Origin of the sequence: Rhodococcus baikonurensis (assembly GCF_040489275.1) — a bacterium.
Lineage (GTDB): Bacteria > Actinomycetota > Actinomycetes > Mycobacteriales > Mycobacteriaceae > Rhodococcus_F > Rhodococcus_F baikonurensis.
Map to the genome: position 1 here is coordinate 281,524 of NZ_JBEUOQ010000007.1, position 24,222 is coordinate 305,745.

The following is a 24,222-nucleotide window of genomic DNA, read 5'->3' on the forward strand; positions in this document are numbered from 1 at the left end:
GCGTAGTTGTAGCAGCGACGCTCGTTCTCTGGCCAACCGTCACGTGTCTGCCCGAGCTGAGCACTACCGGTCCCAGTCGATCGTCAGATAGATCAAGCGGTGCATTCGGTTGATTTCCCAGACACGGGCAATCCCGGTCGCCAGCGCGTCGCTTTGGGAACGAACCCGGATCGTCTGCCCCGCGAACAACACAACACTGAGACTGGGCATCTCGGCGATGTGTATGTGCGGACGGGTGGGATGCACGCGCGTCGGGTCGACAGCTACTTCGATCACAGAACTGGACATGCGTCCAGAATGGCGTATTGCGGACAATTCGTTGTCGAAAACGAAAAAACCCCGATCTGCATCGACATGCAGATCGGGGTTCGAATACTTCGGTGGGCGCGGAGGGTTTCGAACCCTATTCTAGCGGCAGCATACATGCTGCTCAGCTGTCAATAAACAGCCATGACCAGCATCGTTATTCCATGAGATTCGATGCCATTCGAACCCTTTCGATGCCCTCACTGTCCACATTCTGTCCATTCTGGCCGCCCCATCTGGCGGCGACATGAAGCTTCGGACACACAATCAGTTGTCAGCCGCTCAGAGTTGACTCTTCAGAATCAGCTCTAGGAAATTGACTTATGCTCCTCGTGCCCTAGTCCATCGGGACCTCTGCGGCTCCGCGCCAACACACTCAGGGGTCCGGATCGTCTCGCCGCAGCGGCGGCAGTAGTGCGTTCGATGACCGCCGTTGTGTGCCGTCTGGCAACCGCAGACCTCCCATCCGACGAGGCACGTGTTGGCCGCCAATGGGTGCCCGCGTGGGCACTGCTTCGGAGATCGTTCGGTTGACGGCATACCTAAAGATTCGCACACCTGTTCGACCAGTGGTAGCCTCGGCTCCGCGGGGTCCGGAGGGTAAGGGAAGACCAGCCGGGCCCCGCCAATATGCATTCGTTCGCGACGCGAAGTAGCATCGCCCGGGTGCGCGTTGCACCCCCCGCGACGCGCACCAGGCCCGCTCGACGAGTCCCCCCCGATTTAGCTCGAGCGGGCCACCTATGGACTGTGCGCCTTTTCTTTAGTCGGATTTGGGCGCACACGGCCCGCCTGGTTGTTACTGACGAGCGATCGGGCGGGCTACCGAAAACTGCGTGTCGAGACTGGGGAGCGGTACGACACGCGCGCCCACCGAGTACGGCACAAGAAATGCTCGGTGGGCACCTCCTCGATGATCAGCGGGCTCGCCCCTCCTTCGGTAAGGTCAGAACGGCATCTGGCCTCCAACGTCGATGCACGCCTCACCCACAATGTGGTCACGCGCAGGTCGAGTGAGGCAACCAATCTGGTCCGCCCGTTCGTTGCTGACTAGCGAACGGGCGGACCGCCCATGTTTGCAAATCGAACGGCCGGGGCACCTCCGGTTTGGTCCGCCGGAACGAACCCCACCTGATGCCCGGCGGACCACTGATCTGCGTGTCGAACTTTCATCGGTCCCGACACGCATGGTCCGCCGACTGGATGTTCACAGCTACCGTCGGCGGACCACCAAGACCGCGCGCCCGTCCCCGACAGTTCGAGCGCGCCGCCCACCGAGCTGCGGTCACGCTCAGCATCGGTGGACACCTGGGTTGTACGGCGCGAACGGTCGGTCTGGTTTGATAGAGGCATGAGCGCCCACCCTTCACGGACGATCAGCCTCCTCTCCGTCGTCATTCCCACCTTCAATGCCGTCGATCTCATCGGCGAGCAACTCACGGCCCTCGACGCACAGAAATATGACGGCGCGTTCGAGGTCATTGTCAGCGACAACGGCTCGACGGACGGCCTACGCAGCTACATCGAGAGTCACCCTCTCGTTGAGGCGCTTCGCTTGCGATGGGTCGACTCGTCGTCGGTGCGTGGCGTCTCGCATGCGCGCAACGTCGGGGTCGATCATGCAGCAGGCGAATTCGTCGCCTTCTGCGATGCTGACGACCGCGTCCATCCGGAGTGGCTACAGCACATGGCGACGGCCGCGAAAACCGCTGATGTCGTCGGCGGAGGGCTGGAGACAGCGTCGATTAACTCTCCCCGAGTCAACAGTTGGAGAGAGTTTGTCCCCAGCGAAACTCCGCATACATACGGCTCGTTCCTGCCATACGCATTCGGGGCGAACTTCGGGGCATGGAAGACCCAGTACCAATCGATCGGCGGATGCGACGAGTCCATGACCGCAGCTGGCGACGACATCGACTTCTGTTGGCGAGCACAGATGGCGGGAATGACTTTTGCGCACGAGCCCAAGGCTGTCGTGGCGTATCGGCTCAGGTCGGAGATCGCCAGCGTGTGGAAGCAGATGCGTATGTACGGCAGCGCTTCGGCGATGCTGCACAAGAAGTACAAGGGTCACGGGTTCAAGAAGCCTTCCGGCCGTGCGCTCCTTACTGAGATCGCGGGGCTGACCCTTCTGAATCCAGCCTTGCCGCAATCAGTCACCAAGATGCCACGTGGCAAATGGGTGACACATGCGGGCTTCTTTGCAGGCAAGGTGCAAGGCAGCATTCGTGAGAGGACGTTGTTCGTCTAGGGGGCGAGACCTCGATGACCTCCGCGTCGCTGGTTCAGCACTTTTCCTGCGAAGTTTGGGCAACTCGACACTCTGCTCCTTAGAACGTGTAATACGTTCTATTTTCATCTGAACTGATTCAGATGTCCGACTCACAGTAATCTCACAGCACAGGTGTAGTAATCTTTCAACCCGCTGCGGCAATCTGTGATTGTCGGGACGTTGGGAGTGGAGGATCCTTGAAGAAGTTTGCAATATATTCGGTCTCGTTACTTACTGGAGCACTCTTGCTCCGGCGTGCAGTCATCGATCATCTGTTGTATCCACCGTTTGGTGTTCCGCTTGGCCATCGGCGCATTCGGTAGAAACCAAAAAATGCCCCCCACCTCGCAAGGTGGGGGGCATTTTTGCGCCGAGTCAGGCCGGTGCCTGCGCGTTGAGCCACGCGAGAGCGGCGGTCTGTTCGTCTGGTGTGAGCGCTCGATTCCAAACGGCGACCGCTTTCAACTGCGCGATGTCCGACCGGACTGTGACATTCGCAGTCACCGGACTCTCGGTTCGTCCAGAAACGCTGGCGGTGACGCCATTCAAGCTCGCCCAAGCGCCAGCAAGGGTTCGCGAAACGATCAACTGGTTTCGCGCTTGGTTGACGCCGTCCTTCTCGAGAAACCACGGAAAGAAGCTCGAACCGTTGCCGGCTGCCGCCCGGGGTATGTTGAACCCCTTCTGTTCGAGCAAGATCCAGTTTTCTGAGCCAATGATCTGCCGGTCAGTGTGTCCCGAGTTGTAGATCGCCGCGATTGTCATCGCAGACCAACCCCCGGACGGTGGAGCGACCGACAGTGACGTCGTGATATTTGGGTAGTAGCGGACCCAATCCGGCATCGCCATGGAAGATCCACCGCGGACAAATATGTGTGGCATCAGGCCAGCCCCTTAAGGTCGACGACGAGACCTTTGCCCGGTGTCGCACCGATCGATGAGACGTAGACCGTCAAGACATCGCCAGCGGCGAAAGTCCAAGTGCCCGTACTAGTGGCACCTGCCACCTGATTGGCGGCGGCAATCGTTGTCGATGTTCCGGACACCGACGCCCCGTTCTTTCGGAGCTCGACGACGAGATTTCCGGACGTGTCGGCAGTGAGGCATCGGAACGTAGCGGAAGTAAACGTGACTGCCCGCTGCAGTTTGATGCCGAGCGCACAATCGTTGTAGCCGACTGCGCGAGTCGACGTCTCGCCAGCACCGGGCAGGGTCGTGTCGTACGGCGAAGTCCCCGCAGTCGGCGTGCGAGTGTCCGCCAGGCGCGCATCATTCCCCGCTGCGGCCGTCGAACCCGTCGTGCCGATCGCCAGATTTGAGGTGCCGGCGCCTATAGCAGTTCGCGCAGCGGCCGCGTCTGCCGCCTTCAGAATGGCCTTACCGACTGTCGTCGCGTCCGAGATATCGGTCGCGACGTGCGCGTGCCCTGTCGGGGACTTGCCGGTGAGTGCTGCGTTGAGTCCCGTGACGTCTGAGATCACATGCGAATGGACAGTCGGCGCCTTGTCCGCCAACCCTGGGACGGTCGGGAGGTCTGCTGTACCACCGAGGTCCCCTGCCAGTTTCAGTTTGCCCTTCGTCGAAGGTCCTGCGTCAGGTACTCCCGACGACACCGCCTCTTCTGCCTGGCCTGCCCAGTACTCCGCCTGCTCCTCATGTCCGAGCGCAGCAACCTCGGAACCATGAGCGGCTGCGGCGGAAGTGCCTGCCGCGCCGGCGGAAGTGCCTGCCGCGTCCTTGAAGTCCTCTGCGTCGGAAGCATGGCCCGCAGCATTACCCGCGAATCCCTCGGCCGCATCGCGCGCATCTTCCGAGGCGCCAACCGCTACAGCGAGATCAGCCAATGCCGGAATAGTAACGACGTCATCGACGATCGCAGTCTCAGTCTGCAGTTGGAAGACCAGCGCCAGCCCGTCATTCGACAATCGCACGTCGAGCCAACTGTCACCCTTCGGTCCCCGCACCACCGGAACCCCTGGCGTGGGATAGACCGGAGTCACGAGCGTGAGATCGACTGCCGTGGAACCCTCGTCCGGATCTGCAGGGTCCGGACCGGGAACGTATTCGACCAGCTCGAGATCGAACTTCGTCGAACTCACGACAGCACCATCAAGCGTCAGGTTGTAACTCACCGAGTAGGTGAACGACGGTGGATTCGTTGCGGCAGAAGGACACAGAAGGAAGACGCCCTTCTTGCCGTTGTGAGTCAGGAATCCGTTCTGATCCAATTGGACAGTGATCGGATGAGGGAATGCTGTCACCGGTGCCGGGATTGCGAGTGGCACAAGAATTTGCGTCGCTCGCGGAGTGAACGTCACCGAGCCTTGAACGGGCACGGCATCCGGGAACCCTCCCGAAATTGGGTACTCGTCTTCGTCGGGCCCGTCCGCCACGACAGCCAGCAGTCGCCCAACCACCTTGCCGTACTTCGCAGGCTGCAGTGTCGCCATCAGTGCTCACCTCGATCTGTTGTCATTCGTCCATCTCCGGAGGGCGTGGGGGCGGCTCGTGACCGAGGTCGACGATCTTGCGATTCAGCCGCGCAATGTGCGTGCGCATCACCAGGACGAGACGATCGATCTTGTTGATGGTCCGGTCGCGTGCGTCGAGCTGCCCGGTGAGAGTTGCCACACGCCCTTCGAGGTGCGCAATCTCGGTGTTATGCCGGGCCTGCTCCGACAACCTGTCCGCAGCTCGCTCTTGCCGTTCCGTGGCGAGATCTGCTCTGGCCTCGTCCAATTCGTCGTTCAGGCGATCAATGTCGTCGAGTTTGACCTTCGACCTTGTGCCAAGGATTCCCGTGAGAACGAGCCCGGACGCGGTGATGACGCCACCGATCGCTGCAATAAGGTCAGGGTTCATCTGAGCCCCCGTTCGGAACAGTCGCGCGCGATAGTCAGCTTCAACAGCGCGATGAACGAGGCGATGGTGCCAGTGAGGACGGGGACTGGAGGCTCGGTCAGTAGTGCCGAAATAAGCACAGCTCCCCCGTAGAGCCCCCAAACTCCGGCCGCGGCGATGTAGCCGGGAACGAATCCCCTCCTATGAACGGCGGCCCAGATCAGGAACAGTCCGGCAAGGACGAACGAGACTGTCCAGACTGGGCCGATTCCCTCGATGTAGACCACTGCGGAGACCTGCCCCGGGAGCAGCGGTCTACGCACCAACTCTTCGGGGCCGATGTAGAGCAATCCGACTGTCACCTGCATGATCCCGGCTGTCGCGGCAGTCAACCGCGCACCGAGCATGATCAGTTCCCGTCAGGGCGACGGTGCTCGCCGGCCGGGGAAATTTTGGCCAGGACTGGGTCAGCGTCGATTTCCGTATCCTCGACCTCCTCGACGTCTCCATTGATGACGGCATCGACCGCTGGCTTGACTGGCGCGAGCGATGGCAGCCCCTTGGTTGGTCCGAAGTTGGTCGATGCCAGCGAGGTCAGTACGGAGATCAATGCAGCGGTAGCAGCCAGCGTCAGCGCGTCGCGCCAGTTGATGTCCGAGAGCGTTCCGGTCGCGGGGATTGCGCCGACGAGTGCACTGACAAACGTGCGTCCCACGCGGTCTGCGGTGTCGATGAGGAAGTTCCCGGATGTGAGCGCCGTCGATGTCGACAGTGCGATCAGGAACGAGACGAGTGCTGCGAGCGCGGCCGAGGACAGTGCGGTCGTCCAGGAGACGGACGCGATGGTAGCGCCAGCGCCGAGGAAGATCAGCAGCGTCTGGATGAATGTCTTGATGGTTCGGTCGAGAAGGTCGAGCCAGAACGACTTCGTGTCAACGGTGTACGCGCCGTTGAGTTCGACGCCGACCGTAATAGTGGGTGCTGATTCAGCCATGATCATTTACCTGCCTTCAGGAGCTTGAGGATGTCTTCGGTGTTGCGGCGCGCAATCGCAGCGTCACGGTAGGCGCCCAGGACGTACGACATGAGCGAGCCGCGGCGGGCCTTGTTGGCCGAGTCCGGCTTTTCGTCGGGATCATCCTTGCCGTCGATGATGTCGACAGGGTTGATAAAGCCGTCCCAGACGACCTCGTTGAAGATGTCCGCGAGTCCGGCTCGCGTCCACATCTTGCCGTCCTTGGTGTTGTAGAACAGTTTCTGAAAGACCTGGCGCACTGGGTGACTGACGCCGATCTGATTGTGGATTTCGGCGATCTGCTGATCAGACACGGGGATTCCTCCAGGGGTGGGGGTGGGATTCGTTTTCGAGCCGGGCGGGGTGTCGATGATCTTCTGTACTTCCCGCCGGAAGGAAGGCATGTCGATTCCCGCGGGGTCGATCTTTCCTTCGCTGCTGTATTCCTTGTGTCCGACAACATCACCCATCAGTCGGCCCTCCGTCCGAGTTTGCGCATGATCGCGGCGCAGCCGCGTTTGTAGGCGTCGAGCTGTGCCGGGGTCCAGTCCCAGGGGGCGGTCCCGCGCGAGACTGCTTCGATGCCGATGGTGTGCCAGTTGGCGTCATTGGTCGGCCAGCCCGGCCAGGAGCCGCGACCTGCATGCCAGCACACGCCGACTGCGATCACGCGGAAGGTGCCGTCCTTCTCCAGAACGAGTTGCGCGAGCGGTCCTTCCAGATCTGGACGGCCGTTGAGGACGATGCGCCAGTCGTTGCTGCCGCCGCCTGCGGTGTGGTGGCAGATCACGCCGCGAATATCACGGAAGTCGCCGTGACCGCGCTCTTTCCAGCCGGGCGTTTCGATGACGTTGAGCCCCTCGGCGCGCAAGACATCTGCGAGCCAGACGGGATCTCCTGTCCATGTCATTTTCAATCTCCTTACGGTGCGTAGAACGGTTGAGCCCATACGCTCAATTCGGCTCCACTGTTGAGGTACGACCATGTCGACGAACTGCCCTGGCGGGTGAGGACGACATGAAGAGTTGTAGTTGCCCCCGCGGCGACAACGCCGACAGTGGAGCTTGGATCCAAAGTGCCGGAACGAAAGTGCGGTCGGAAGCTGCAGCCTGTGTAGGACTTCAATGCCACACCCGGCCCGATCGCGACGATCTGCCCTGTCGCTGAACCGAGGCGTACCTCGGCATCGATGCGTTGGGTTCCATCTGCGCCGTTCGGCATCGACCACACGCCGCCTTGTACGAACGGGCGCCACGCGAAGGGTTGCGCCGGAATCGAGATCGATGCGACCGTGGCGGTCGTGCCCGAGATGTTGGACGCGGTACCGAAAGCGGATTCGCCGACGACCCAAGGCCCACGCCACGCCGGATATGCGATGGGCCTCCATTTGGAAGTCGCCGAGTTCCATGACGGAACCGAATCCTGCACCGGCGCAACACTGTCGTCGTAGTCAGGAGCGGTTCGGATCGGTCCCGGCCCGCCCGGGTCGCCCTGAAGTCCTGGCCCACCTCGAGGAATTCCGAGATTGAGGACCTGATTCGGCGGCGCACCTGTCACTGTGGCCGTCGCGGATGCTCCCTGCGCCAACGTGGTCACAGTTCCGATGCTCAGCGCTGTCGGTTGCCCTGCAGGGCCTTCGGCGCCGAACGCATTCACGAAGGGGTAGAAGGATTCTCCATCCCAGTACATCACCGAGTTTTCGGAGACGAGGCGGTACGCGAAGCCGCGATGCGCAATCCCCAAAGTGGGGCGAAGGGCATCGAGCGCAGTCCGGTCGACAATGTCACCGCGCCACTTCCACGGGTACGCAGCCGGTCCCTCTGGACCCGGCCCGCCCGGATTCCCGGCACGGAGCTCGAGCAGCCCTTCGCGGGGTGTGACCTGAAAACTATTGACGGTGTTCTCGAGTCCGACACCGTCGTCGACGCCGCGCATGACGACTGTTGCGATGTATTCACCGACCGTGGCCATTTCATATCCTCAAATCACTGGTAGTGCGTAGCAGGAGAGATATCCGGGCGACTTCCACCATTTCCAAGCGTTCGCCATGGACTGTCGCTCCATCGTCAGCAGCAGAGTCACCGGAACGCCGGCGGGGACAACGCTTGCGGTGAGTCCAGTCGAAGCGTTGCGCGAGAGAGAAGGTCGGATGAAGACCTCGCCTCCGATCGTGCCCGCGATTGCGTCCCACCAGGGGTTGATGCCATAGGCCACCACCACCCCGTCGGTGGTGTTCATGCGCACATGCGCGTGAACAAAGGACTGACCTCGGGTGCCGCCCGCCGCGGCGCGGCACATCCCGTACACGTAGGGCCGCCACGCGAACGGCTGAGGCGGAATGGTCAACGACCCCATGGTCCGAACGTCGTCGACAATGCCTGCCTCGTCATCGCGGAAGTCAGCATCTGCGCTCTGCCAGGGCCCGAACCCGTTCGGAAAGGGCAATGGTCGAAACTTCTTGGTTCCGCGATTCCATCCGAAAAGCGAACCGTTGGAAGGTCCCAGGGTGTCGTCGTAGTCGGCAGATTCGACGATGTGGCCGGCCGTACCAATCGGGCCCTTGCCTCCCTTTGCGCCTGCCGGCACGGTGACCTTCAATTGCTGAGGTCCGGACCCGTCGACGATCTGCGCACCTGCCACCGTGAGTGCTGGTTCCGACGTCGTACCGGTGGCAGACAAGGAATACGGGCCTGGTCGCGGCCCCTCGGGGCCGACAGCTCCCGGCGAAGAAACCCAGCCGATGTCGGTCCACGTTTCCATGCCATTCGTAGCGAGGTTGTGCCACCAATGCCCATATTCACGGTCAGCCGGATCGAGCAGCGTCAGAGCCGAAGCATTCGTCACGGATCCACGCTTGCGCCACGTCGGCTTCGGCCGACCGCGCGTCCCCTGTGGACCTTCACGCCCGGCCGGAAGAGGTAGTGCCGCGGCGTATTCGTCAACCTCGACGTCGGCGGTCGTGACAGGAAGTCCGTACGGATCCACCTCTCGCGAGATAGTTACCTTCGCCGAAAATGTCACGTCAGACACAGGGCCTCCTTGTCGGCGTTGTGCGGGTTCGGTCAGAAGAGTCCGAAGAAGTCGGCTTCCATGCCCACGTCCTTCGAGAGAACCGAGATCACGTTCGCGAGCTGCCCGAGACGGTTCCAACCCATGACGGTCGGATCCTCGTCGGCGGCGCCATCGCCGATCGTCAGCGTCCACGTGCCTGCGACGGTGCGGTTGTCGGTGAACAAGTCCTCGGTGATGTAGTCGGTGAAGATCAGGTCACCGAGTTGGAAACCGATCTGATCGCCGTTCTCCATATGCAAGCCGTAGATGTACGGCGCGTTGTCATGCACGGTGACCTTGTGGCTTGTGTAGCCGCGAGTGTCGTGCAGGCCTTGGAGTTTCGCCATCTGTCCATCGATAGTGAACGCTTTTTCGGAGCCAGTGACGAAGTGATCTCTCCATCGGTATGGACCCGAGCGTTGCACTCGCCCGCGGTCAATGCCCACATCGAAGGCGAAGAAGACGTCGTCGAGTTGACCGCGATACAACGCATCGAGGCCTGGCAGTCCGATCAACATTCCGAGAAATGAGAGCATCTGCTTGATGGCGATTTCGATGGCAGCGTTCACGTACGACGGAGATCGGCCGCCGACATAGATGTCAGAGGCCATCGGTTTGTGGACTGCGATCTCCGATTCCCCGATGCCGTCGAACTCGTCCTGGAAGTACCACACCCACGGCAACGCCTTGTGTGTGCCGAGGATGCCGGTCTTGCCGTACGCCTTGTCGTCCTCGTAGTCGAACTCGGCGCCGAAGTTCGGGTACCGCACCGGCGTGGTGCCGTCCTCGAGCAAGTCCTCGACCCAGGAGATCAGGCCGTCGAGTGCCGTGCCCGTGGGGCCTGTGACGCCTGACTTGTCCTTGATGCGGATGACGATGGTCGGAACCTCGAGCCAGAAGTACTCGGGTGCCGGCTGTTCGTCCTCTTCGGGCAGGAACATCTCGGCAGTGAGTACCAGGTTTGCGTCGTCGAGCCATCGATCGATGAATGGTGAGGCCATGTCGAATCTCGCTGCGCCACCGCACCATTTCGTCGTGTCGGTTGCCGCATTCACCGGTACTACCGCGATGGGGAAGACTGCCCCGTTCTGCTGCCGGTACACGATGTTCGTCGACAGGTATGACGTGACGACGGTTGCAGTCGGGCCGATCTTGAAATCGTGACGCGGAAGCTGCGCATACAACGAGCCGCCGGGTGAAGCCCACAGGCAGGTCGTCGCGATGTGGTTCCAGTCGCACAGCGCCGACACTTCGATCGTCTCGGTGCCATCCTTGTCGCGCAGTAGCGCCACGCGGTCGACCTTGCCGGACCATCGCGCGCCGGTGGTGTCCGAGGTAATCGGAATCATGGCGTCTTCGCCATCAGGATTGTTCAGAAGCAGGTCACGGAATTGAGTGTCGTGCGGCAATGTCATCGCCAGTGCGCCAACCTTGTTGCGCTTCTTGCCATGCTGCAGGCTCAGGTACGAGCCCTCGACGCCCTCCTCGACCATGGTCTTCGACCAGATGCGCACATACGCTTCCGGCGCGCGCCACTTCTGCTGCTCGTCGATGTACGCCTGGTCCATCCGGCGTGACTCAACATATGGATCCCATACAGGCGCCGTCATCAGTAAGGCCTCGCGCCACGAGGCGTGCCAGTGGCGATGAAACTCGATGCAGTGGTGCCACCTTCGACGCGCACGATGATCTCCTTACTCGTCCAGGGCGGGATCGGATACAGCCAGCGGCGGCCTTTGAGTTGACCCCACACATTGCGTCCGTTGAAACCTGCTGTCGCGGAATAGACGCGAGCCGTAGGACGGCGCTTACCGGTGTCGATTCGCAGGGTCTCCCCCGCTTCGAGCATTGGTGTGGCGACCATCCGAACGGCATCGGGATCGTCGATGGGATCCTGAATCCACCAGCGCCCAGGGCCGTTCATCGTGTAGGTCGGCCACTGAACCATGCCTGCCGCATTACGCACGTTCACCTTGCCTGTGCCGGACCCGAGGTCGTTCTTCCAGGTGACCTGCTCGTCGAACGATCGATACGCCGGATCCATGGCAGTGACGCCCATCAGGTACGTCTCACTGCAATCGCCCGCCGGGTCGACATCGCCCAGTGGCTCCGGGCCCGAGTCGAGCTGCACCTGGGAGAAGCTCCACCCGTTGTAGCGGGTGAAGAATCCGAGATGCCCGGGGCGATCGGCCTCGACATCACGCCACCACTCGTCGTGCCGTGAGAAGAACTCGCGGAAGTTCCGCCCTTCGATCAAGATCGGCATGTCGAATTCACGCTTGCCTCGCACTGACCTCAGGAACGTCGCCCCGTCCTGTTTGGCCCCTTCGGAAGTGAGCAGGCCGAGTGACGCGAAGACGTGACCCTTCATGCCCTTCTCGAGAGTCACGCCTTCGTCGCCCGCGTTCGGGCCCGCCAGGTGCCAGCATTTACCTGGCGAGCCATCCGCTTTCGGTGGACCGATGTACACCAACTTGGTGGCCTCGGATTCGAGAATGCTAGCCACGTCCGAAACCTCCTGACCGTTGCTGCGCCAATGACTTCCGACGTTGATTGCGCTGGATCACGCGCGCGATCTCGGTGTCATTGCTGCCGTTGATGTTGAACGTGTCGCCGCCACCCCCGCGGCCGCCGAGGCCTACGCCGACAGCGGTGTTGAGCATTTCCTTCCAGTTGTCCTTGAAGTAGTCCTCCCACTGCTTGCCAGCGTTCTGCGCCCACTCAGCCCACTTGTCAGTCTCGGGATTGCCCTCTGCGCCTTCGCCGTAGGATGACGCGACACCCGCCCCACCTACCGGCTCGGCAGGTTCGGCTGCAGCACTGGGTTCTGCTGCCCCGAATGTGTCCGCCGCAGTTGTCGTATCACCGGCGACCGGAGAGGTTGCACTGAACAAGTCCGGCACAATGCCCTTGAGTTGATCTCGGACACCGAGGACGGCGTTGACGATCGGTGAGTCCTCTTCGACGCCAAACGAATCTCGCAGTGCGGGAGTGAACTGCCCGTCCTGAACCAAGTTCGCCGCACTGGTGAACGCTGGCGAGGTGACAACGCTCTCGAAGTGTTCGAGCGCCGGTGCCAGCGAAACGAGATGCGGAACTAGCAGTTCCCACGCCTTCGTTTCGGCCGGCGACAGTACCCGCTCGGGAGCGATCACATTCTTCGGCATGAAGCCGGTGCCACTTGCTAGGCCGCCCTGGTCGAAAAGCCCGAACGTCAGCTTGCTGCCGAGATCCTTCGCCTTGTCCCATGCGCTCGACAGCAGTTCGCCGAGGCCGAGCACCTTTTCCGCCAGGTAGCCCGAGACCATGTCCCGTCCCTTATCCAGGAACTTCGGCGGAATGCCGAGAACTTCAGGAGGCGGCGAACCAATCGCACCAGCGATCGAATCCTTGATCGGATTGAGGCCCTTGTCGAAAATCTCCGCAATCTTGCGCTGCAGGAAATCCTGCTTCTGCTGCGGACTCGGTCCACCCCCTCCGCCGCCTGACTCAAAGGCGCCGTCCGCACCGATAGCAAGGTGGTACTGCCCCGGGTTGACTCCGACGAATTGACCACTGTCGGCACCAGCAGCTGGTCCGCCATAGGCGACATACCCATGTCCGCCACCAGATTCGACATTGGTCGTCGAGTACGGTCCGACGCCGGTCAGTGTTCCGGCAGTGTGTCCACCACCCGGTCCACCCGGATTGTCATGAACACCTACTGAGAAGCCCTGACCAAGGCCGGGTACCCATGGCTGGCCGCCAGGGAAGGACCCTGTTGCCCATGACCACTTGCCGTCGCCGCCATTGATGATTGCGTCGGCAATCGCGGACATATAGCCCGAGCAATCCTCGAAGCCCCACGTGTACGGATTGCCGTTGCGCATCTTCGCTGCACGGTGACCGTTTTCGAGCTGTGACTCCCAGGCCGGGCGGATCTCGCCGCCGTCCTTGTACTTCGGAAGTATCCAGTCGAACATCCCTTGCGGGTCGACATTGCCGACGCCCTTGGACGCGACCTGCGCACCGTAAGCGTTGACATTGTCCCGGCCAAGGTCTCGAATAATCTGCCCGCCATCCCACGAGAACGGGACGCCGCGCATGATCATGTCGCGAATCGCATAGACAGCGTTGTGGCCGCCGGCGAGTTGCACCTCGCGTGCGGTGAGCATGTGCTCGTTGTTCGATCCCCACATCAAGACGTCGTCGGATGTGCCGGTGCCAGGCCCGGAGATTCGACCACCGGTGGCATGCTCAGGAATCGATGGCAGTCTTCCTGTCGGCTCCATGCCGATCAGACCCGACGCCATGTTCCAGGCCTTGAGGATTCCGTCATTCCAGACCGTATTGATCATGAAGTTGATCGGCTTTGCCAGTAGGCCTCGCAAACTCGACCACTTGCTGTCGATCCCGTCAACAGTGCTGGTGAAGAAATTCCCCACCTTGCCGAGTGCATCAGTGAACGACCCGAACGCAGATTTCGCACCGTCAACGACTGTTGAAATTACAGTTCCAACGAGTTCGAAGTACGGCTTGACGACGTTGTCGTAGAAGAACGTCACCACCGTTCCGACTTCACGAATCCGATCTGCGAAGAATCCGAGGACGGGTTGAACGACGTTGTTCCAGGCGAACGAGATGACGTCCTGGATTCCCTGCCACGCTGCCTGAACGATATTTCGGAATGTTTCCGAATTCTGGTACGCGACAACGACGGCCGCGACCAGTGCTCCGAGGGCGACGACGATCAGGCCGATCGGGTTCGCTGACATCGCTGCATTGAGTGCCCACTGTGCGGCAGTCATGATGCCTGTTGCAATTGCGCCGGCGCCCATCGCGATCTTCTGCGCAATGAACGCTGCACCCTGTGCGGCCAAGGCGCCAACGGTTCGAGCTGACGAGGCAACCCATGCCGCGGCAGAGATTCCCGCCTGAAGAGTTGCAGACGCACCGGCGGCAACATACTGCCCCACGATGATCGCACCACTCGTCAGAGCAGAGGCTGCCGTTGCTACCCAGCCAGCAACTGTTCGGTACTGCGCGGCAACCTGAGTCGCCGCCGAAGTGACCGCACTTGCCTGCGTTGAGATCCACACTCCGGTGATCGTGACGCCACTGGCGACAGCGGACCCTGTCGAGGTCACAAATCCAACTGTCATCGAAGTAAGGGCGGGTAGCAGTCCGATAGTTATGACGCTAGCGAGAACTCCCGCGGCCACCTCGTGGTCGGAGAACCAGCCGACCACGTTGCCGACTGCGGTCGCCACATCCACGAAGACGTCCTTGACCGTAATCAGGACATCACGTAATACAGGCAATGCCGTGGTGGCCAAATCCTGTGCCGTAGTAGCAAACGACTGGACCTTAGGCACCACGGTGTCGAGAAATCCAGTGACGGTATCACTTTGGAAGATTCGGGAGACTGTGTCACCGAACTCTGAGATGGCAGGGACGGCGTTGTCCTTAAACCAGCCCATCCCCTCAGTTATTACGCCGAAGACGCGAGTCGCCAGCGGCTCGATGGCGAGGAGCGCCTCGTTCTTGAACATGACCCATTGATCGGAGAAAGTCCGCGTCTCGTCCGCTAGCCCAAGTATCGTGTCCGACGTAGCCCCCGTTGCCGACACGAAATCGTCGACGGACAGGGTTCCATTGCGGACGGCGTCCAGAAACTGTGGTGCACCTTTGGTGCCGAACAAGCTGCCGGCCAGGTCGAGCGCACCGACCTCGTTGCCTGATTCGAGGAATTTTTCAATCTCCACGACAGTGCCGTACAGAGCCTCTTGCGGCTTCTTGCCATCGTCGGCGAACTTGACGAGCGCTTTCGACATTGAGCCGAGAGTCTTATCGGCGTCGAGTCCAGCCTTGTCCAGGGTGCCGACAAGCGCTGCCGAGTCGCCCACACCGAAACCGAATTGTCGCAGTGCCGGGCCGCCTTTGGTGGCCGAGACCGCGAGTGCATCAACCGAAACGCCGGTGGCCTGGGATACCTGAAACAGCTCGTCGAGCGCTTTGGATGTGCCCTCGCCGGTGACTCCCCACGCCTGGAACGCCGCCGACACGTTGTTGACGTCGGCGTCGATGCCCATATTTCCGAGCTCGAGGAACTGTGCAGCCAAGGTCTGGAGCGGGGCTCCAGTTAATCCGAGTCGCGTATTGAGATCGGCGACCGTGGTGCCGATGTCGGAGAATGACGCGGGGACCTGCTTGCCAAGGTTCTTAGCAACGTCGACAAGCCCTCCGAGCGCCTCTCCCGAGGCTCCGGTACCGATGCGGATACTGTTCGACATCTCGGCAAAATCGCTACCGACCTTGAACAGCGCCGCGCCCGCTGCCGCAACCCCAGCGGCGGCCATGGCGCCGAATTTGACGAGGTTGTCGCCAGAGATCAGCGATTTCTTTCCGACCTCCTCGACATTGTCGGCGGCCCTGGCTGATTCGGTGCTGAGATTTATGGACGCGGTTGTTGCCGCTTCCTCGGCGCGGGTCAGTTGCGTTGCGGCAGTGGCAGCCTTGCCCGTTGCAGCTTCGCTGTCTCGCTTCGCTTTCGCGACGGCCGCTTCTGCTGCGGCAAGACGACCGGCATCGGTGACGCCCTTGTCTCGCAGAGTTTGCAGCTTCGCTTCTGCGACACCGACCTTGTCTGCCGCGTCCATTTCCTTGCGGCGCGCGTCCGCGAGCTTCTGAGATGCGCTCTCGACAGCCGCTTTCGCACTGGCGAGACCGTCGCCGACAGCCTTGCCCATGTCGGCGCCGGCCTTCTTGCCAGCGGAAACGAGAGGGGCGCCGACCTGCGTCGAAACAGCATTGGCCAGACCTTCGATCGAGGGAATGATCTGCAGGGTCGCGTAACCGATCGTGGACACTCTTGACGCCCCTCTCTTCTATGAAGTTGTCTCCGTGGCCGTCGCCATTTCGCGAAGACGCCGATTGCGGTCGGCGATGCGTTTGCGCCGAATTGCTGCGCGCCGCGGCGTCTCTCGACGATCGGGTGCGTTCTTCGGCGGCTTCGGGCGCGCGGGGTGAGGCTTTCCGGACATGACGTGAATCAGGTCCGAGAGCAGATAAGTGTCGTCATCCCAGCGCGGACGGCCGTTGTTGAATTTCTTGACGATCGACGAGTCGCCGGGAAGATCTCGGAGATACACCGCGATCTCGCGCAGAGTCAGTCGGCGAGTGCCGTCCTCTGCGAACCTCCATCGGTCCGAGTAACGGACCCCGAAGATGCGGCGCAAGTCCGCTTCGACGAGGTCCTCGTGATCTCGGAGTAAGCCGAGGAGGACCGCTATTCCCCCGAGGTGCCGAACCCGAACTCTTCCGCAACCAGTTCGGCGAACTCATTGAACTGTCGCGTCTTCGGGAAGCGAGTCACGAAGAGCGCCCACTGGCGCGGGCCGAGGAGATGCTCGATTGCATCGATCGACTGACGCTTCGAGAACGCCTGCGCCGCGAGGATCGGCCACTCTTCCTGGTCGGCGATGACATCGAAGGTCTCGCCATGGAAGTCGATGCGCAGGAACTCGTCAGCCTCGGCCTCGCGCTGAGCTGCCGACCTCTTCGGCGCCTTGCGATCTTGTGGGCGGGGGGCATTGCGTGGGATTCGTCCAGCAGAGCGCCGCTCGCGACGATTCGCCGGTCGGCGGCGGGCGGCGGGCTGCGGCTCGTTGATGTCAGGGTCGACATCTTCGTCTTCGTAGCCATCGTCGTAGTCGGGCTCACGCTCGGCGCGGCGGTCGAGATCCTTACCCCAAGATCCGTCGATGACCTCGCCGTCGATGCCGTCTTCGTCGTAGTGTCGATCGTTTCGCTTACTCATGGGTGCGGGTTCCTTTCGGGTTCAACTGGAGCCCTTGCCTTTTGACAAGGGCAGGTGCAATGGCGACGAGGAGATCCAGTGCGACTTCGCGGGCGAACAATGGATTCAGTTCTTCCGCCAGGCGATGGAGCTGCTGGGCGGTCGTGCCGTTCGGCTGTTGTTCGGCCAGTTGGGCGATTTCCTCGGCATGGCGCTGCGCGCCGGCTGCGAGCTTGGCGCGAGGCTCGGTGTATCGACCGTTCTCATCGACAGCGCCGATCTCCTCGGCGAAGTGTCGGATTTCATCCTCGGTCGGAAGTTTGGACATGCGGGTTCCTCAACTTTGGTCCGGATTCCACAACTTTTGTGCGGGTTGCGGGAGTGGGAATCAGTGGCGCGGACGAACCCGCACGGAAGTCCGCGCCACTGACGATCAGGACTCGTCCGACTTGGGCGGGCGAGTAACTTTCGGCGGCGCTGCAGCGACGGTTGTCACCTCGGTGGTCACCACCGGAACTGGAGCCTCGACGGGCGAGTCGTCGACATACGCCGCCGCGCCCTCTTCGACGATGTGCGCCGCGGAAACGTCGTCGTAGCTGACGACATCACCTTCCTTGCGGCGGCCACGGTCCTTGATGAACTTCACCTTCACGGTCCCGCTCATTCGGAGACCTGGCGATCGAAGACCTCACCGAGACCGTTAGCGAACACGTTCGCCGTGATCTCGAGCTTGGTGATGTCGGACTCGTTGCGGTTGTTGTTCGGGACCGTGAGCCGCGAGGGTCGAGTCGTCCACAGGCGCTCTACCTTTCCGGTGTCGCTCACGGTGTCGAAGCCGAGCCACAGGGACACAGGCTTCGGCATGACGAGCTTCGATGCTGTCGAGCCCGGCCACAGTACGGAGCGAGTGATCTCGTTGTCCTCGAGCGCGGACAGGGTGCGCTTCAGTGCGAAGTTCTTCGTGCCGATCTTGATCAGCCCGATCCCCCAGCCGAAGTGCTCGGTCTCGTCCATCGATCGCTCTTCGCCGAATCCGGCGTCGCCGTCGAGGATTCCGAACTCGAACCATGCAGTCTCGAGGACTGCGGTGTCCGCGTCGGTCGGCAGGGTCGGCCGTGCCGCACTGCCGGGGGCAGTCCACACTCGTGCGTCCTGCCAGATGTTTACGTTGTCGGGATTTCTTGCCATGACAAATAGCCCCTCTCGGGTTGGTGGTGAATGTGAACGTGCGAGTTCGCCACCCGGAGGGTGGTGGAATGTGTGGCCGCTCAGATGAGAGCGGTTCGAACCTTGGTGCTGACGTCGAACCCTGCGACGATCGCGCCGGTTTTCGGATCTCGGTCATCGACGATCGACGTCGCAGCTCGTACCTGTGCAACGCCGGGCGTGGGAACCATCAGCAAGCGCCCTTGACACAAGGCGGCAATCCGACGAGCTTCCGTGCGTCCGTTGGCGTACACCGCGACATGCACAGGCGGCTGAGTGAACACCGGCCACACCAGGGGGCCGGGCAGATTCAGCACGTGAACGAACGGAGCGTCGGTGACGGGTGACCAACTCGATGGAATCGCAAGGTCGGTTGTCGCCGACTCGCCGCGACTGCTGAGAAAGCTTCGGAGGTGATCGCGGATCGGAGCCGCCGAGTCTTGCGGTACACGCACAGGCCCGGTCATCGCGGCCTCACTTCGAGGCCGACCGATGATGCCGCGGCGAGCAGCGCACCCTTGAGTGCTTGGTCCTGGATCGGAACGATCACGTGCGCCGCAGCGCGGTCGATGGTGTACGGCTTGACCGTTGCACCGTCCCCATATTTGCTTGCGACCTGCTGCGCGATCTTGTTGATCTCGACAGCAAGGGCAGGGCTCTTCAGCACCTCACCGGCGCCCTTGTAGTCCCATTTCAGTTGAGGGTCACTCATCCGAGCCTCCTCGATGCCGTGAAGACTGGCCCCGAAAGCTCGGGGTCCTCGTCATACCAGTCGTCGGGAAACCCTTCGATCTCCCAACGCTTGCCGCGCAATTCGACGATGTCCGTTTCCAGAATTGGCCGAGCGACCGGGCCGGGCGTGTAGACCCTGACCCGGGTGATCGTTCCATCTCGCCCGTAATCGGCAGATTCTTCACTGCCGAGTGGCTCGATGACGCAATCCTCGATGGTCAACACCGCGCCGGTGGCGAGAACTGGATCGTTGTTTCCATCGCGGCGCGTGCCGGGGCGAACGACGACGGTTTCACCATCGCTCACGGAAATCACCGTCCCCGAAGTAGTAGCTCGGCTCGGGGTGGATCGGGATGCCGAGTTGCTCCTTCATCCAGTCGGCCCAGACCAGCGCCGCATCAGGGTTTGTGAGGGTTCCTGAACGTGTGCGAGGTCCGAGTGTCTTCGAATACGACAAGTGCCCCGCGTGTTCACCGGCAATGAGCGCGCCCTTGACGACGGCGATCGAGACGAGCTTGCCGTCGTCGTCTTGCGGGTCTGTGATCGTGGTGTTCCGGTAGATCCATCTCGCCGCGGCATCGAGCAGTTGTCCCGCCCAATCCTTCTCGGTCGCCGACAGGGGGCGCCACGCATTCTCAATGTCCGTGTAGGTCGCGAACGCTTGCTGCATGACGCCCCCTCATCTCACTTCGCGTCGAGTGCGTTGACCGCCGCGACGAGTTCGTCCTTGTTGAGTTCGGCCGCATTCGTAATTCCGCGCTTGAGCGCGTAGGCCTCCCAAATCGGCTTCGGCGCTGCATTCTTCGGCCGGTCGCCAGCGGTGGGCGGAGCCGGGACAGGCGGCTCAACCTCGACCGGGGTGGTCGCGGGTTCGGGTTCCGCCTCCAGATCGTCGTCAGGCTCGACCGAGTCGATGCCGAAAGCATCGACGAGTTCGCCCTTGGCGATCTCCGACTCCGGAATCTCGACGGTGTCACCGAAGTAGGCAAGCCGTCGCTTTCCTTCTGCATTGAGGTACTCCCATACCGCAACGCGAATCGTTTTCTCAGCCATGTCAGCCCGCCAATCCTGTGACCTTCTTGATGGAGTACGGGTTCGTAACTCCGAAGATCGGCTGAACGTAGGACTGGACCCAGTTCCGGCGGGTCTCTTCCTCGCGCCAAGACTCGGTCGTCAGACCTTCCTCGTAGTCGAGGAAGCCCACGCTGTTGCGGGCCACCGCGTATGCAGTGCCTGCCGCGACTCGGTTCGAGTCGAAGACCTCGACGCCAGCAGACTTGAGGACTTCGATGTAGTCCGGGCCGTAGGCAATCGAAAGGTTGTGCTTCTCCTGTGGATTGACGATCCACAGGTCGTAGATGACGCCCAACTCTTCGACGTCCGCCGCGAGCTGCACCTTGGCGAAGTCCGCCGCCGGCCGCGCGTTGTTCGGGGTCGGAGTCGTTCCGGTCAGTGTCACGTCCGACCAATCATGACCGGGCACGACGCCGGCGCCGCCGAGGGACGCAATAGCCGCCTCGAGAACTGCGACTGCGCGCTGGTTGACCTTGCGCACGATCGTGTTGGCGAGTTGGGTGACCTGGTTGTCGAAGTGCACGACGTTGTTGCGCGACTTCGCCTGGTCGGTGATGAAGAACTTTCCACCCCAGTCCTCGGCCTTTGCGACCTTGGGCTCTAGCCGCTCGGACCCAACGAGCGGGTACTCGTTACCGGGCGCGCGCTCTTCGACGTCACGGGAGAGGTAAAGCTCGTTCTTGGTGACCTGGTCGTAGATGACCGCGCCTGACGCGACCGATACGCCCGAGGAGGCGAAGATCTTGTCGACGATGAACTTCTGCAGCGTCAGGTCGGCGATGCGCTTGGTGATGCGCTGCGGCTGCTTGAGCGCCGTGTCGACGGTGAGCTGATTCCCGATGAGGGTGGGCGCGCCGAGGGGGTACGCCACGGGAGAGGGAGAAGGCATTATGCATTCCCTTTCAGTAGAGGCTGATCTCGGCGTCGCCGCCGGACGTTGCTGCGGTGACGGCGTAGCCAACGGCCACACCCGATGCCTTCTTGATGGCGACACCGGCTGCGCCGACCTCGACCTCATCGAAAGCTGCAATTGCCCCGCCGGCAGTCACGAACGTGACACGCGAATTTCCGCGGGCGATACCGACGAGATCGCCGGAGGCTGCGTCGTACTGCGCGACACCAGCGATTCGGCCGGCAGCGTCGGCGTGGGCAACTGCGATGTTGCCTCCGTTTCGGTTGCCGGAAATCTTGAGGAAACGCTTGCCGGTTATGGCAGCGCTCGCGCGACCGGAGAGGTTCCGACCGGGCTCGTAGACGCCGATGTTGTCGTTCGTCATGATCAGGCTCCGTTCTTGGTGGTTGCGCCGAACCAGCCGAGTTCGGCTGTCTCAGCAGAGGCATTGACTCCGTGGCCAACCTCGGAGACTGGGATCAATCCGGGCTCGAGCGCTGCGAGCGAGGCGGCTACGCCTTCGGGATCCGCTTCGAGAGCTTTGAGCCAGTGACTCTTTCGAGCGGTCGGAATCTTGCCGGCATGAATGGCTTCGGAGACCAACTTCTCGCGGTCGGCGGATTCCTGGCGATCGAGTGCCTGTGCGCCGCGCGCGGCCATGGTGCGGGTCTGCTCGTATCCGCTGGCCTCGACGAGCACGAGTCCATTGGCTTTGGCGACCTCGGTCAACTTCGAGATGGATGCCGCAACACCGGTGTCGGTGGCGGGGTCCGTTTCGGGGTCGGAGGTGTCCGGTGCGGTGGCCTTTTCGAGGAGCGCGTCGAAAAGCTCCTGATCTGTTGCCGTTTCCGGGAGGTCGAGGGCCTCGCGGAGTTCCTTGATCTGCTCATCCGTGAATGCCACAGTCGAGCCTCCTTCTGTCTCGGATGTTTCCGTGCCCGAGGTGTCGGACACGCTGGTCCCGGGCGCGGCGGCCCGAGAAGTTTCCTTGCTGTCCCAGTGGGCCAGCGGTTTACGAAGTCCCGAGGATGCGGCGACGTACTCGCGTTTGACCTCTTGGGACTCGCCCCATGTGACTTCTTCGCCTTCAACGGCAAACGGCACCCGATGCAGGGTGCCGTCCTCGTCGTTGATTGCCACCACTTCTGGGGGCTCCAAGAAGATGTCTTCGATCCACCACCAACTGTCTGCGGCGGGACCGTTGTAGAAAGAACTCTGAAGGTCTGCAACGGTCACCGAAGCCGCGACCACAACAGCGGAAGCGTGCGGTGATCCGTCCTTGGATACTGGCATCGTGAATGACTCCTTTCCGCTGGAAGTCGCCGCCACTCCGTACAGCTTGGCGACGTCGATGATGCTCCCGAGCGTCCCGACCCCAGGCGCCGTGACGCCCAGTAACGCAACCGCTTCGAGAACGAATGGGTGAGTTCGACCGGTCTGGTCGGTGAAGTTGTGACGCCCTTCGATCGACCGGTCGGGGTATGCCGACGCCATGATGTCGCCGAGCCACCCAGGCATGCCGCAGTAGTCGCCGACGAGCGTGGTTCCGTTGTCTTCTACGCGCAGATTGTCGATGTAACCGATCGTTGGCTCACCGTCGAAGCGAGGATCCGTATGCCCGAGCTTGAGTGTCGGTCGCCGTATGGCGGGCGAACTCAGCGCCGCGACAGCGGCATAGAGGTCCTCGGTGGTCGGATTCCATGTTCCCGTCGAGATTTCCCACGACCCGGCCTTGATCAGTTCGACATTCGGAATTGTCACAAGGATTGGCCGCTCGGGTGCCGTGACATCAGTCAACGGGAACCTCCTCGGTGTCCGTTTCCTCTTCACGCTTGGCTGGTATGCCGAGCTTCTGGCGAACAGCGATCTTGACTTCGTCGTCGTCGTCAAGCAGGCCTGCCTGTCGAAGCATGGTCAGCGCGGCGGCCGTCGCATCCTGACGGGATCCGATCTCGTCGAACACGATTCGTGGCGCTGGTTCGGATTCGCCGAAGTTGATGTCGACCAAGTCCTCGACGATATGAGCATTCGCGGTGTCTGCGATCGATTCCGCGAACGTCTGCACAGACTGCACGAAAGTGTCGTTGAGCACCGACGCGAGCGAGTAAGAGCCACCCTTGTCGAGGTTGAGGAAGTGCGCGAGGCCAGCAAGGGCAATCGCCTTGTCGTGATAGGTGATTGCTGCCTGCATGTCGGGAAGATTGCCTTCGACACCCTTCAAGTCGAGGGTTTGACCGGGCGCCAACCCCACGCCGGAGTTCATGCCACCACGGACCGACGATGCAAGCTTCTGCATCTTCTTGACCTCGTCCGGATCTTCACTCGCCGCGGTGCCAACCGGAAGTCCCATGCCATTTCGCCGAGCTGTTGCAGCCTGGATGCGCATGAACTCGTCCTTGAGAATCCAATGCTTGTACGCAGGCCGCAGAAGCGATGACCCGGTCCAGTCCCCCGGCTCGGGATCTCGAATGTATGCAACGAGTCTCGACACCTTGATGTCGAATCCGTCAGGGAGAAACGATGCGGCGGTGAGAAGTGCCGGCGGGTTCTGCCTGATCGATTCGAGTCCGCCATCGAGAGCGACGTTGATCTTCGAAATCGTCTTCTGTGGACGAGGTGCCAACTTGTGAAGCCAAGTCACATCGTTCTCGTCGATGCGATAGACCTGCTCGAAGAACGAGTGGCCGTAGGGCAACATCAACAGTGCGGTCTGCAGATGTTGATTCCACGAGAACCTACCCTTGGAGCGAGGCCTCGGTGTCGGCTCTTGTCCAGCGATCGGCAGTCCAAGGTTCTGAGCAACGAAGGCCGTAACCTCGTCTCTCGCGCCGTTCTGGTCAATACGCCAGGCGGTTCGCCGGATCGGCAGTCCGATTGCCTGTATCACCGAGGCGACACGGCCGTCTTCCTTCAGCATCCGCGAGTAGACGTGAACCGATTCGGGCCACTGCAGCTCGGGGACCTTCTCGTCTTCATCCCAATGCTGCCAATCGGTTCCGCGTCCATTGACGTAGCCGACTTCGACAGAAGGATCGTCAGTCTTGGTTCGAGCCATG

28 protein-coding genes are annotated in these 24,222 nt (G+C 61.6%); 1 reads left to right on the top strand and 27 read right to left on the bottom strand.

Annotation, left to right across the window (positions count from 1 at the left end):
* Positions 1 to 63 precede the first annotated feature (63 nt).
* Positions 64 to 288 carry a hypothetical protein gene (locus ABWI03_RS18595; RefSeq protein WP_235169670.1) on the bottom strand — a complete coding sequence of 75 codons (225 nt, stop codon included), beginning with the start codon at positions 286 to 288 and terminating at the stop codon, positions 64 to 66.
* Positions 289 to 1,657: 1,369 nt separating this feature from the next.
* Between ABWI03_RS18595 and ABWI03_RS18600 the strand changes: the two genes are divergently transcribed.
* Positions 1,658 to 2,557, top strand: coding sequence for a glycosyltransferase family 2 protein (locus ABWI03_RS18600; RefSeq protein ID WP_353798830.1), 900 nt, complete (start codon positions 1,658 to 1,660; stop codon positions 2,555 to 2,557).
* Between the two features lie 396 nt (positions 2,558 to 2,953).
* Here the strand turns inward: ABWI03_RS18600 and ABWI03_RS18605 are convergent, their stop codons facing one another.
* The 26 genes from ABWI03_RS18605 to ABWI03_RS18730 all read right to left on the bottom strand — a co-directional run bounded on the left by ABWI03_RS18605 (position 2,954) and on the right by ABWI03_RS18730 (position 24,221).
* Entirely contained in the window at positions 2,954 to 3,460 is a 507-nt protein-coding gene (locus ABWI03_RS18605; protein WP_353798829.1) for a hypothetical protein, read from the bottom strand.
* On the bottom strand, positions 3,460 to 5,028 hold the full coding sequence (locus ABWI03_RS18610; RefSeq protein ID WP_353798828.1) for a hypothetical protein: 1,569 nt from the start codon (positions 5,026 to 5,028) through the stop codon (positions 3,460 to 3,462). Before ABWI03_RS18610 ends, ABWI03_RS18605 begins: the two co-directional genes overlap by 1 nt.
* Positions 5,029 to 5,050: 22 nt before the next feature.
* Entirely contained in the window at positions 5,051 to 5,440 is a 390-nt protein-coding gene (locus ABWI03_RS18615; protein WP_353798827.1) for a hypothetical protein, read from the bottom strand.
* Entirely contained in the window at positions 5,437 to 5,826 is a 390-nt protein-coding gene (locus ABWI03_RS18620; protein WP_353798826.1) for a hypothetical protein, read from the bottom strand. Before ABWI03_RS18620 ends, ABWI03_RS18615 begins: the two co-directional genes overlap by 4 nt.
* A gap of 2 nt (positions 5,827 to 5,828) precedes the next feature.
* Positions 5,829 to 6,413, bottom strand: coding sequence for a holin (locus tag ABWI03_RS18625; RefSeq protein ID WP_353798825.1), 585 nt, complete (start codon positions 6,411 to 6,413; stop codon positions 5,829 to 5,831).
* Between the two features lie 2 nt (positions 6,414 to 6,415).
* Positions 6,416 to 6,904 carry a hypothetical protein gene (locus ABWI03_RS18630; protein ID WP_353798824.1) on the bottom strand — a complete coding sequence of 163 codons (489 nt, stop codon included), beginning with the start codon at positions 6,902 to 6,904 and terminating at the stop codon, positions 6,416 to 6,418.
* The gene (locus ABWI03_RS18635; protein ID WP_353798823.1) at positions 6,904 to 7,344 is read right to left on the bottom strand and encodes a peptidoglycan recognition protein family protein; all 441 of its coding nucleotides are present in this window, start codon (positions 7,342 to 7,344) and stop codon (positions 6,904 to 6,906) included. Before ABWI03_RS18635 ends, ABWI03_RS18630 begins: the two co-directional genes overlap by 1 nt.
* Before the next feature lie 11 nt (positions 7,345 to 7,355).
* Entirely contained in the window at positions 7,356 to 8,405 is a 1,050-nt protein-coding gene (locus tag ABWI03_RS18640) for a hypothetical protein (protein WP_353798822.1), read from the bottom strand.
* A 9-nt stretch (positions 8,406 to 8,414) separates the two neighbouring features.
* A complete protein-coding gene (locus ABWI03_RS18645; RefSeq protein ID WP_351645826.1) occupies positions 8,415 to 9,464 on the bottom strand; it encodes a hypothetical protein in 1,050 nt (349 codons plus the stop codon).
* Between the two features lie 32 nt (positions 9,465 to 9,496).
* Positions 9,497 to 11,095: a Gp37-like protein gene (locus tag ABWI03_RS18650; RefSeq protein ID WP_353798821.1), complete on the bottom strand. Its 1,599-nt coding sequence runs from the start codon at positions 11,093 to 11,095 to the stop codon at positions 9,497 to 9,499.
* Positions 11,095 to 11,991: a phage tail protein gene (locus ABWI03_RS18655; RefSeq protein ID WP_353798820.1), complete on the bottom strand. Its 897-nt coding sequence runs from the start codon at positions 11,989 to 11,991 to the stop codon at positions 11,095 to 11,097. Before ABWI03_RS18655 ends, ABWI03_RS18650 begins: the two co-directional genes overlap by 1 nt.
* A complete protein-coding gene (locus ABWI03_RS18660) occupies positions 11,984 to 16,333 on the bottom strand; it encodes a phage tail tape measure protein (RefSeq protein WP_353798819.1) in 4,350 nt (1,449 codons plus the stop codon). The genes ABWI03_RS18655 and ABWI03_RS18660 overlap by 8 nt, the downstream gene beginning before the upstream one ends.
* A gap of 18 nt (positions 16,334 to 16,351) precedes the next feature.
* Positions 16,352 to 16,702 carry a hypothetical protein gene (locus tag ABWI03_RS18665; protein WP_353798818.1) on the bottom strand — a complete coding sequence of 117 codons (351 nt, stop codon included), beginning with the start codon at positions 16,700 to 16,702 and terminating at the stop codon, positions 16,352 to 16,354.
* 50 nt (positions 16,703 to 16,752) lie between these two features.
* On the bottom strand, positions 16,753 to 17,283 hold the full coding sequence (locus ABWI03_RS18670; RefSeq protein ID WP_353798817.1) for a hypothetical protein: 531 nt from the start codon (positions 17,281 to 17,283) through the stop codon (positions 16,753 to 16,755).
* Positions 17,276 to 17,590: a hypothetical protein gene (locus tag ABWI03_RS18675; protein ID WP_353798816.1), complete on the bottom strand. Its 315-nt coding sequence runs from the start codon at positions 17,588 to 17,590 to the stop codon at positions 17,276 to 17,278. Before ABWI03_RS18675 ends, ABWI03_RS18670 begins: the two co-directional genes overlap by 8 nt.
* Before the next feature lie 105 nt (positions 17,591 to 17,695).
* The gene (locus tag ABWI03_RS18680) at positions 17,696 to 17,926 is read right to left on the bottom strand and encodes a hypothetical protein (RefSeq protein ID WP_353798815.1); all 231 of its coding nucleotides are present in this window, start codon (positions 17,924 to 17,926) and stop codon (positions 17,696 to 17,698) included.
* A complete protein-coding gene (locus tag ABWI03_RS18685; RefSeq protein ID WP_353798814.1) occupies positions 17,923 to 18,450 on the bottom strand; it encodes a hypothetical protein in 528 nt (175 codons plus the stop codon). The genes ABWI03_RS18680 and ABWI03_RS18685 overlap by 4 nt, the downstream gene beginning before the upstream one ends.
* Positions 18,451 to 18,530: 80 nt before the next feature.
* Positions 18,531 to 18,935 (bottom strand): hypothetical protein, encoded by a 405-nt coding sequence (locus ABWI03_RS18690; protein WP_353798813.1) that lies wholly within the window; start codon positions 18,933 to 18,935, stop codon positions 18,531 to 18,533.
* A complete protein-coding gene (locus ABWI03_RS18695; RefSeq protein ID WP_351647598.1) occupies positions 18,932 to 19,180 on the bottom strand; it encodes a hypothetical protein in 249 nt (82 codons plus the stop codon). Before ABWI03_RS18695 ends, ABWI03_RS18690 begins: the two co-directional genes overlap by 4 nt.
* Positions 19,177 to 19,506: a hypothetical protein gene (locus tag ABWI03_RS18700; protein ID WP_228232216.1), complete on the bottom strand. Its 330-nt coding sequence runs from the start codon at positions 19,504 to 19,506 to the stop codon at positions 19,177 to 19,179. The genes ABWI03_RS18695 and ABWI03_RS18700 overlap by 4 nt, the downstream gene beginning before the upstream one ends.
* Positions 19,493 to 19,870: a hypothetical protein gene (locus ABWI03_RS18705; protein WP_351647602.1), complete on the bottom strand. Its 378-nt coding sequence runs from the start codon at positions 19,868 to 19,870 to the stop codon at positions 19,493 to 19,495. Before ABWI03_RS18705 ends, ABWI03_RS18700 begins: the two co-directional genes overlap by 14 nt.
* Before the next feature lie 14 nt (positions 19,871 to 19,884).
* Positions 19,885 to 20,253: a hypothetical protein gene (locus ABWI03_RS18710; protein WP_353798812.1), complete on the bottom strand. Its 369-nt coding sequence runs from the start codon at positions 20,251 to 20,253 to the stop codon at positions 19,885 to 19,887.
* Between the two features lies 1 nt (position 20,254).
* Complete coding sequence (locus ABWI03_RS18715; RefSeq protein ID WP_228232117.1) at positions 20,255 to 21,163, bottom strand: major capsid protein; 909 nt, start codon at positions 21,161 to 21,163, stop codon at positions 20,255 to 20,257.
* Positions 21,164 to 21,176: 13 nt separating this feature from the next.
* Positions 21,177 to 21,551 carry a DUF2190 family protein gene (locus ABWI03_RS18720; protein WP_353798811.1) on the bottom strand — a complete coding sequence of 125 codons (375 nt, stop codon included), beginning with the start codon at positions 21,549 to 21,551 and terminating at the stop codon, positions 21,177 to 21,179.
* A 2-nt stretch (positions 21,552 to 21,553) separates the two neighbouring features.
* Complete coding sequence (locus ABWI03_RS18725; protein ID WP_353798810.1) at positions 21,554 to 22,963, bottom strand: phage protease; 1,410 nt, start codon at positions 22,961 to 22,963, stop codon at positions 21,554 to 21,556.
* The gene (locus tag ABWI03_RS18730) at positions 22,956 to 24,221 is read right to left on the bottom strand and encodes a phage portal protein family protein (RefSeq protein ID WP_353798809.1); all 1,266 of its coding nucleotides are present in this window, start codon (positions 24,219 to 24,221) and stop codon (positions 22,956 to 22,958) included. The genes ABWI03_RS18725 and ABWI03_RS18730 overlap by 8 nt, the downstream gene beginning before the upstream one ends.
* Between the last annotated feature and the right edge of the window lies 1 nt (position 24,222).

Bases quoted from the DNA above. Each gene is read 5' to 3' on its own strand.
- ABWI03_RS18610 (WP_353798828.1), bottom strand. From the start codon at position 5,028: ATGGCGACACTGCAGCCTGCGAAGTACGGCAAGGTGGTTGGGCGACTG.
- ABWI03_RS18715 (WP_228232117.1), bottom strand. From the start codon at position 21,163: ATGCCTTCTCCCTCTCCCGTGGCGTACCCCCTCGGCGCGCCCACCCTC.
- ABWI03_RS18690 (WP_353798813.1), bottom strand. From the start codon at position 18,935: ATGACCGGGCCTGTGCGTGTACCGCAAGACTCGGCGGCTCCGATCCGC.
- ABWI03_RS18630 (WP_353798824.1), bottom strand. From the start codon at position 6,904: ATGGGTGATGTTGTCGGACACAAGGAATACAGCAGCGAAGGAAAGATC.
- ABWI03_RS18710 (WP_353798812.1), bottom strand. From the start codon at position 20,253: ATGGCTGAGAAAACGATTCGCGTTGCGGTATGGGAGTACCTCAATGCA.
- ABWI03_RS18615 (WP_353798827.1), bottom strand. From the start codon at position 5,440: ATGAACCCTGACCTTATTGCAGCGATCGGTGGCGTCATCACCGCGTCC.
- ABWI03_RS18600 (WP_353798830.1), top strand. From the start codon at position 1,658: ATGAGCGCCCACCCTTCACGGACGATCAGCCTCCTCTCCGTCGTCATT.
- ABWI03_RS18705 (WP_351647602.1), bottom strand. From the start codon at position 19,870: ATGCAGCAAGCGTTCGCGACCTACACGGACATTGAGAATGCGTGGCGC.
- ABWI03_RS18670 (WP_353798817.1), bottom strand. From the start codon at position 17,283: ATGAGTAAGCGAAACGATCGACACTACGACGAAGACGGCATCGACGGC.
- ABWI03_RS18680 (WP_353798815.1), bottom strand. From the start codon at position 17,926: ATGAGCGGGACCGTGAAGGTGAAGTTCATCAAGGACCGTGGCCGCCGC.
- ABWI03_RS18635 (WP_353798823.1), bottom strand. From the start codon at position 7,344: ATGACATGGACAGGAGATCCCGTCTGGCTCGCAGATGTCTTGCGCGCC.
- ABWI03_RS18675 (WP_353798816.1), bottom strand. From the start codon at position 17,590: ATGTCCAAACTTCCGACCGAGGATGAAATCCGACACTTCGCCGAGGAG.
- ABWI03_RS18625 (WP_353798825.1), bottom strand. From the start codon at position 6,413: ATGGCTGAATCAGCACCCACTATTACGGTCGGCGTCGAACTCAACGGC.
- ABWI03_RS18620 (WP_353798826.1), bottom strand. From the start codon at position 5,826: ATGCTCGGTGCGCGGTTGACTGCCGCGACAGCCGGGATCATGCAGGTG.
- ABWI03_RS18730 (WP_353798809.1), bottom strand. From the start codon at position 24,221: ATGGCTCGAACCAAGACTGACGATCCTTCTGTCGAAGTCGGCTACGTC.
- ABWI03_RS18695 (WP_351647598.1), bottom strand. From the start codon at position 19,180: ATGAGTGACCCTCAACTGAAATGGGACTACAAGGGCGCCGGTGAGGTG.
- ABWI03_RS18685 (WP_353798814.1), bottom strand. From the start codon at position 18,450: ATGGCAAGAAATCCCGACAACGTAAACATCTGGCAGGACGCACGAGTG.
- ABWI03_RS18720 (WP_353798811.1), bottom strand. From the start codon at position 21,551: ATGACGAACGACAACATCGGCGTCTACGAGCCCGGTCGGAACCTCTCC.
- ABWI03_RS18640 (WP_353798822.1), bottom strand. From the start codon at position 8,405: ATGGCCACGGTCGGTGAATACATCGCAACAGTCGTCATGCGCGGCGTC.
- ABWI03_RS18595 (WP_235169670.1), bottom strand. From the start codon at position 288: ATGTCCAGTTCTGTGATCGAAGTAGCTGTCGACCCGACGCGCGTGCAT.
- ABWI03_RS18650 (WP_353798821.1), bottom strand. From the start codon at position 11,095: ATGACGGCGCCTGTATGGGATCCATATGTTGAGTCACGCCGGATGGAC.
- ABWI03_RS18605 (WP_353798829.1), bottom strand. From the start codon at position 3,460: ATGCCACACATATTTGTCCGCGGTGGATCTTCCATGGCGATGCCGGAT.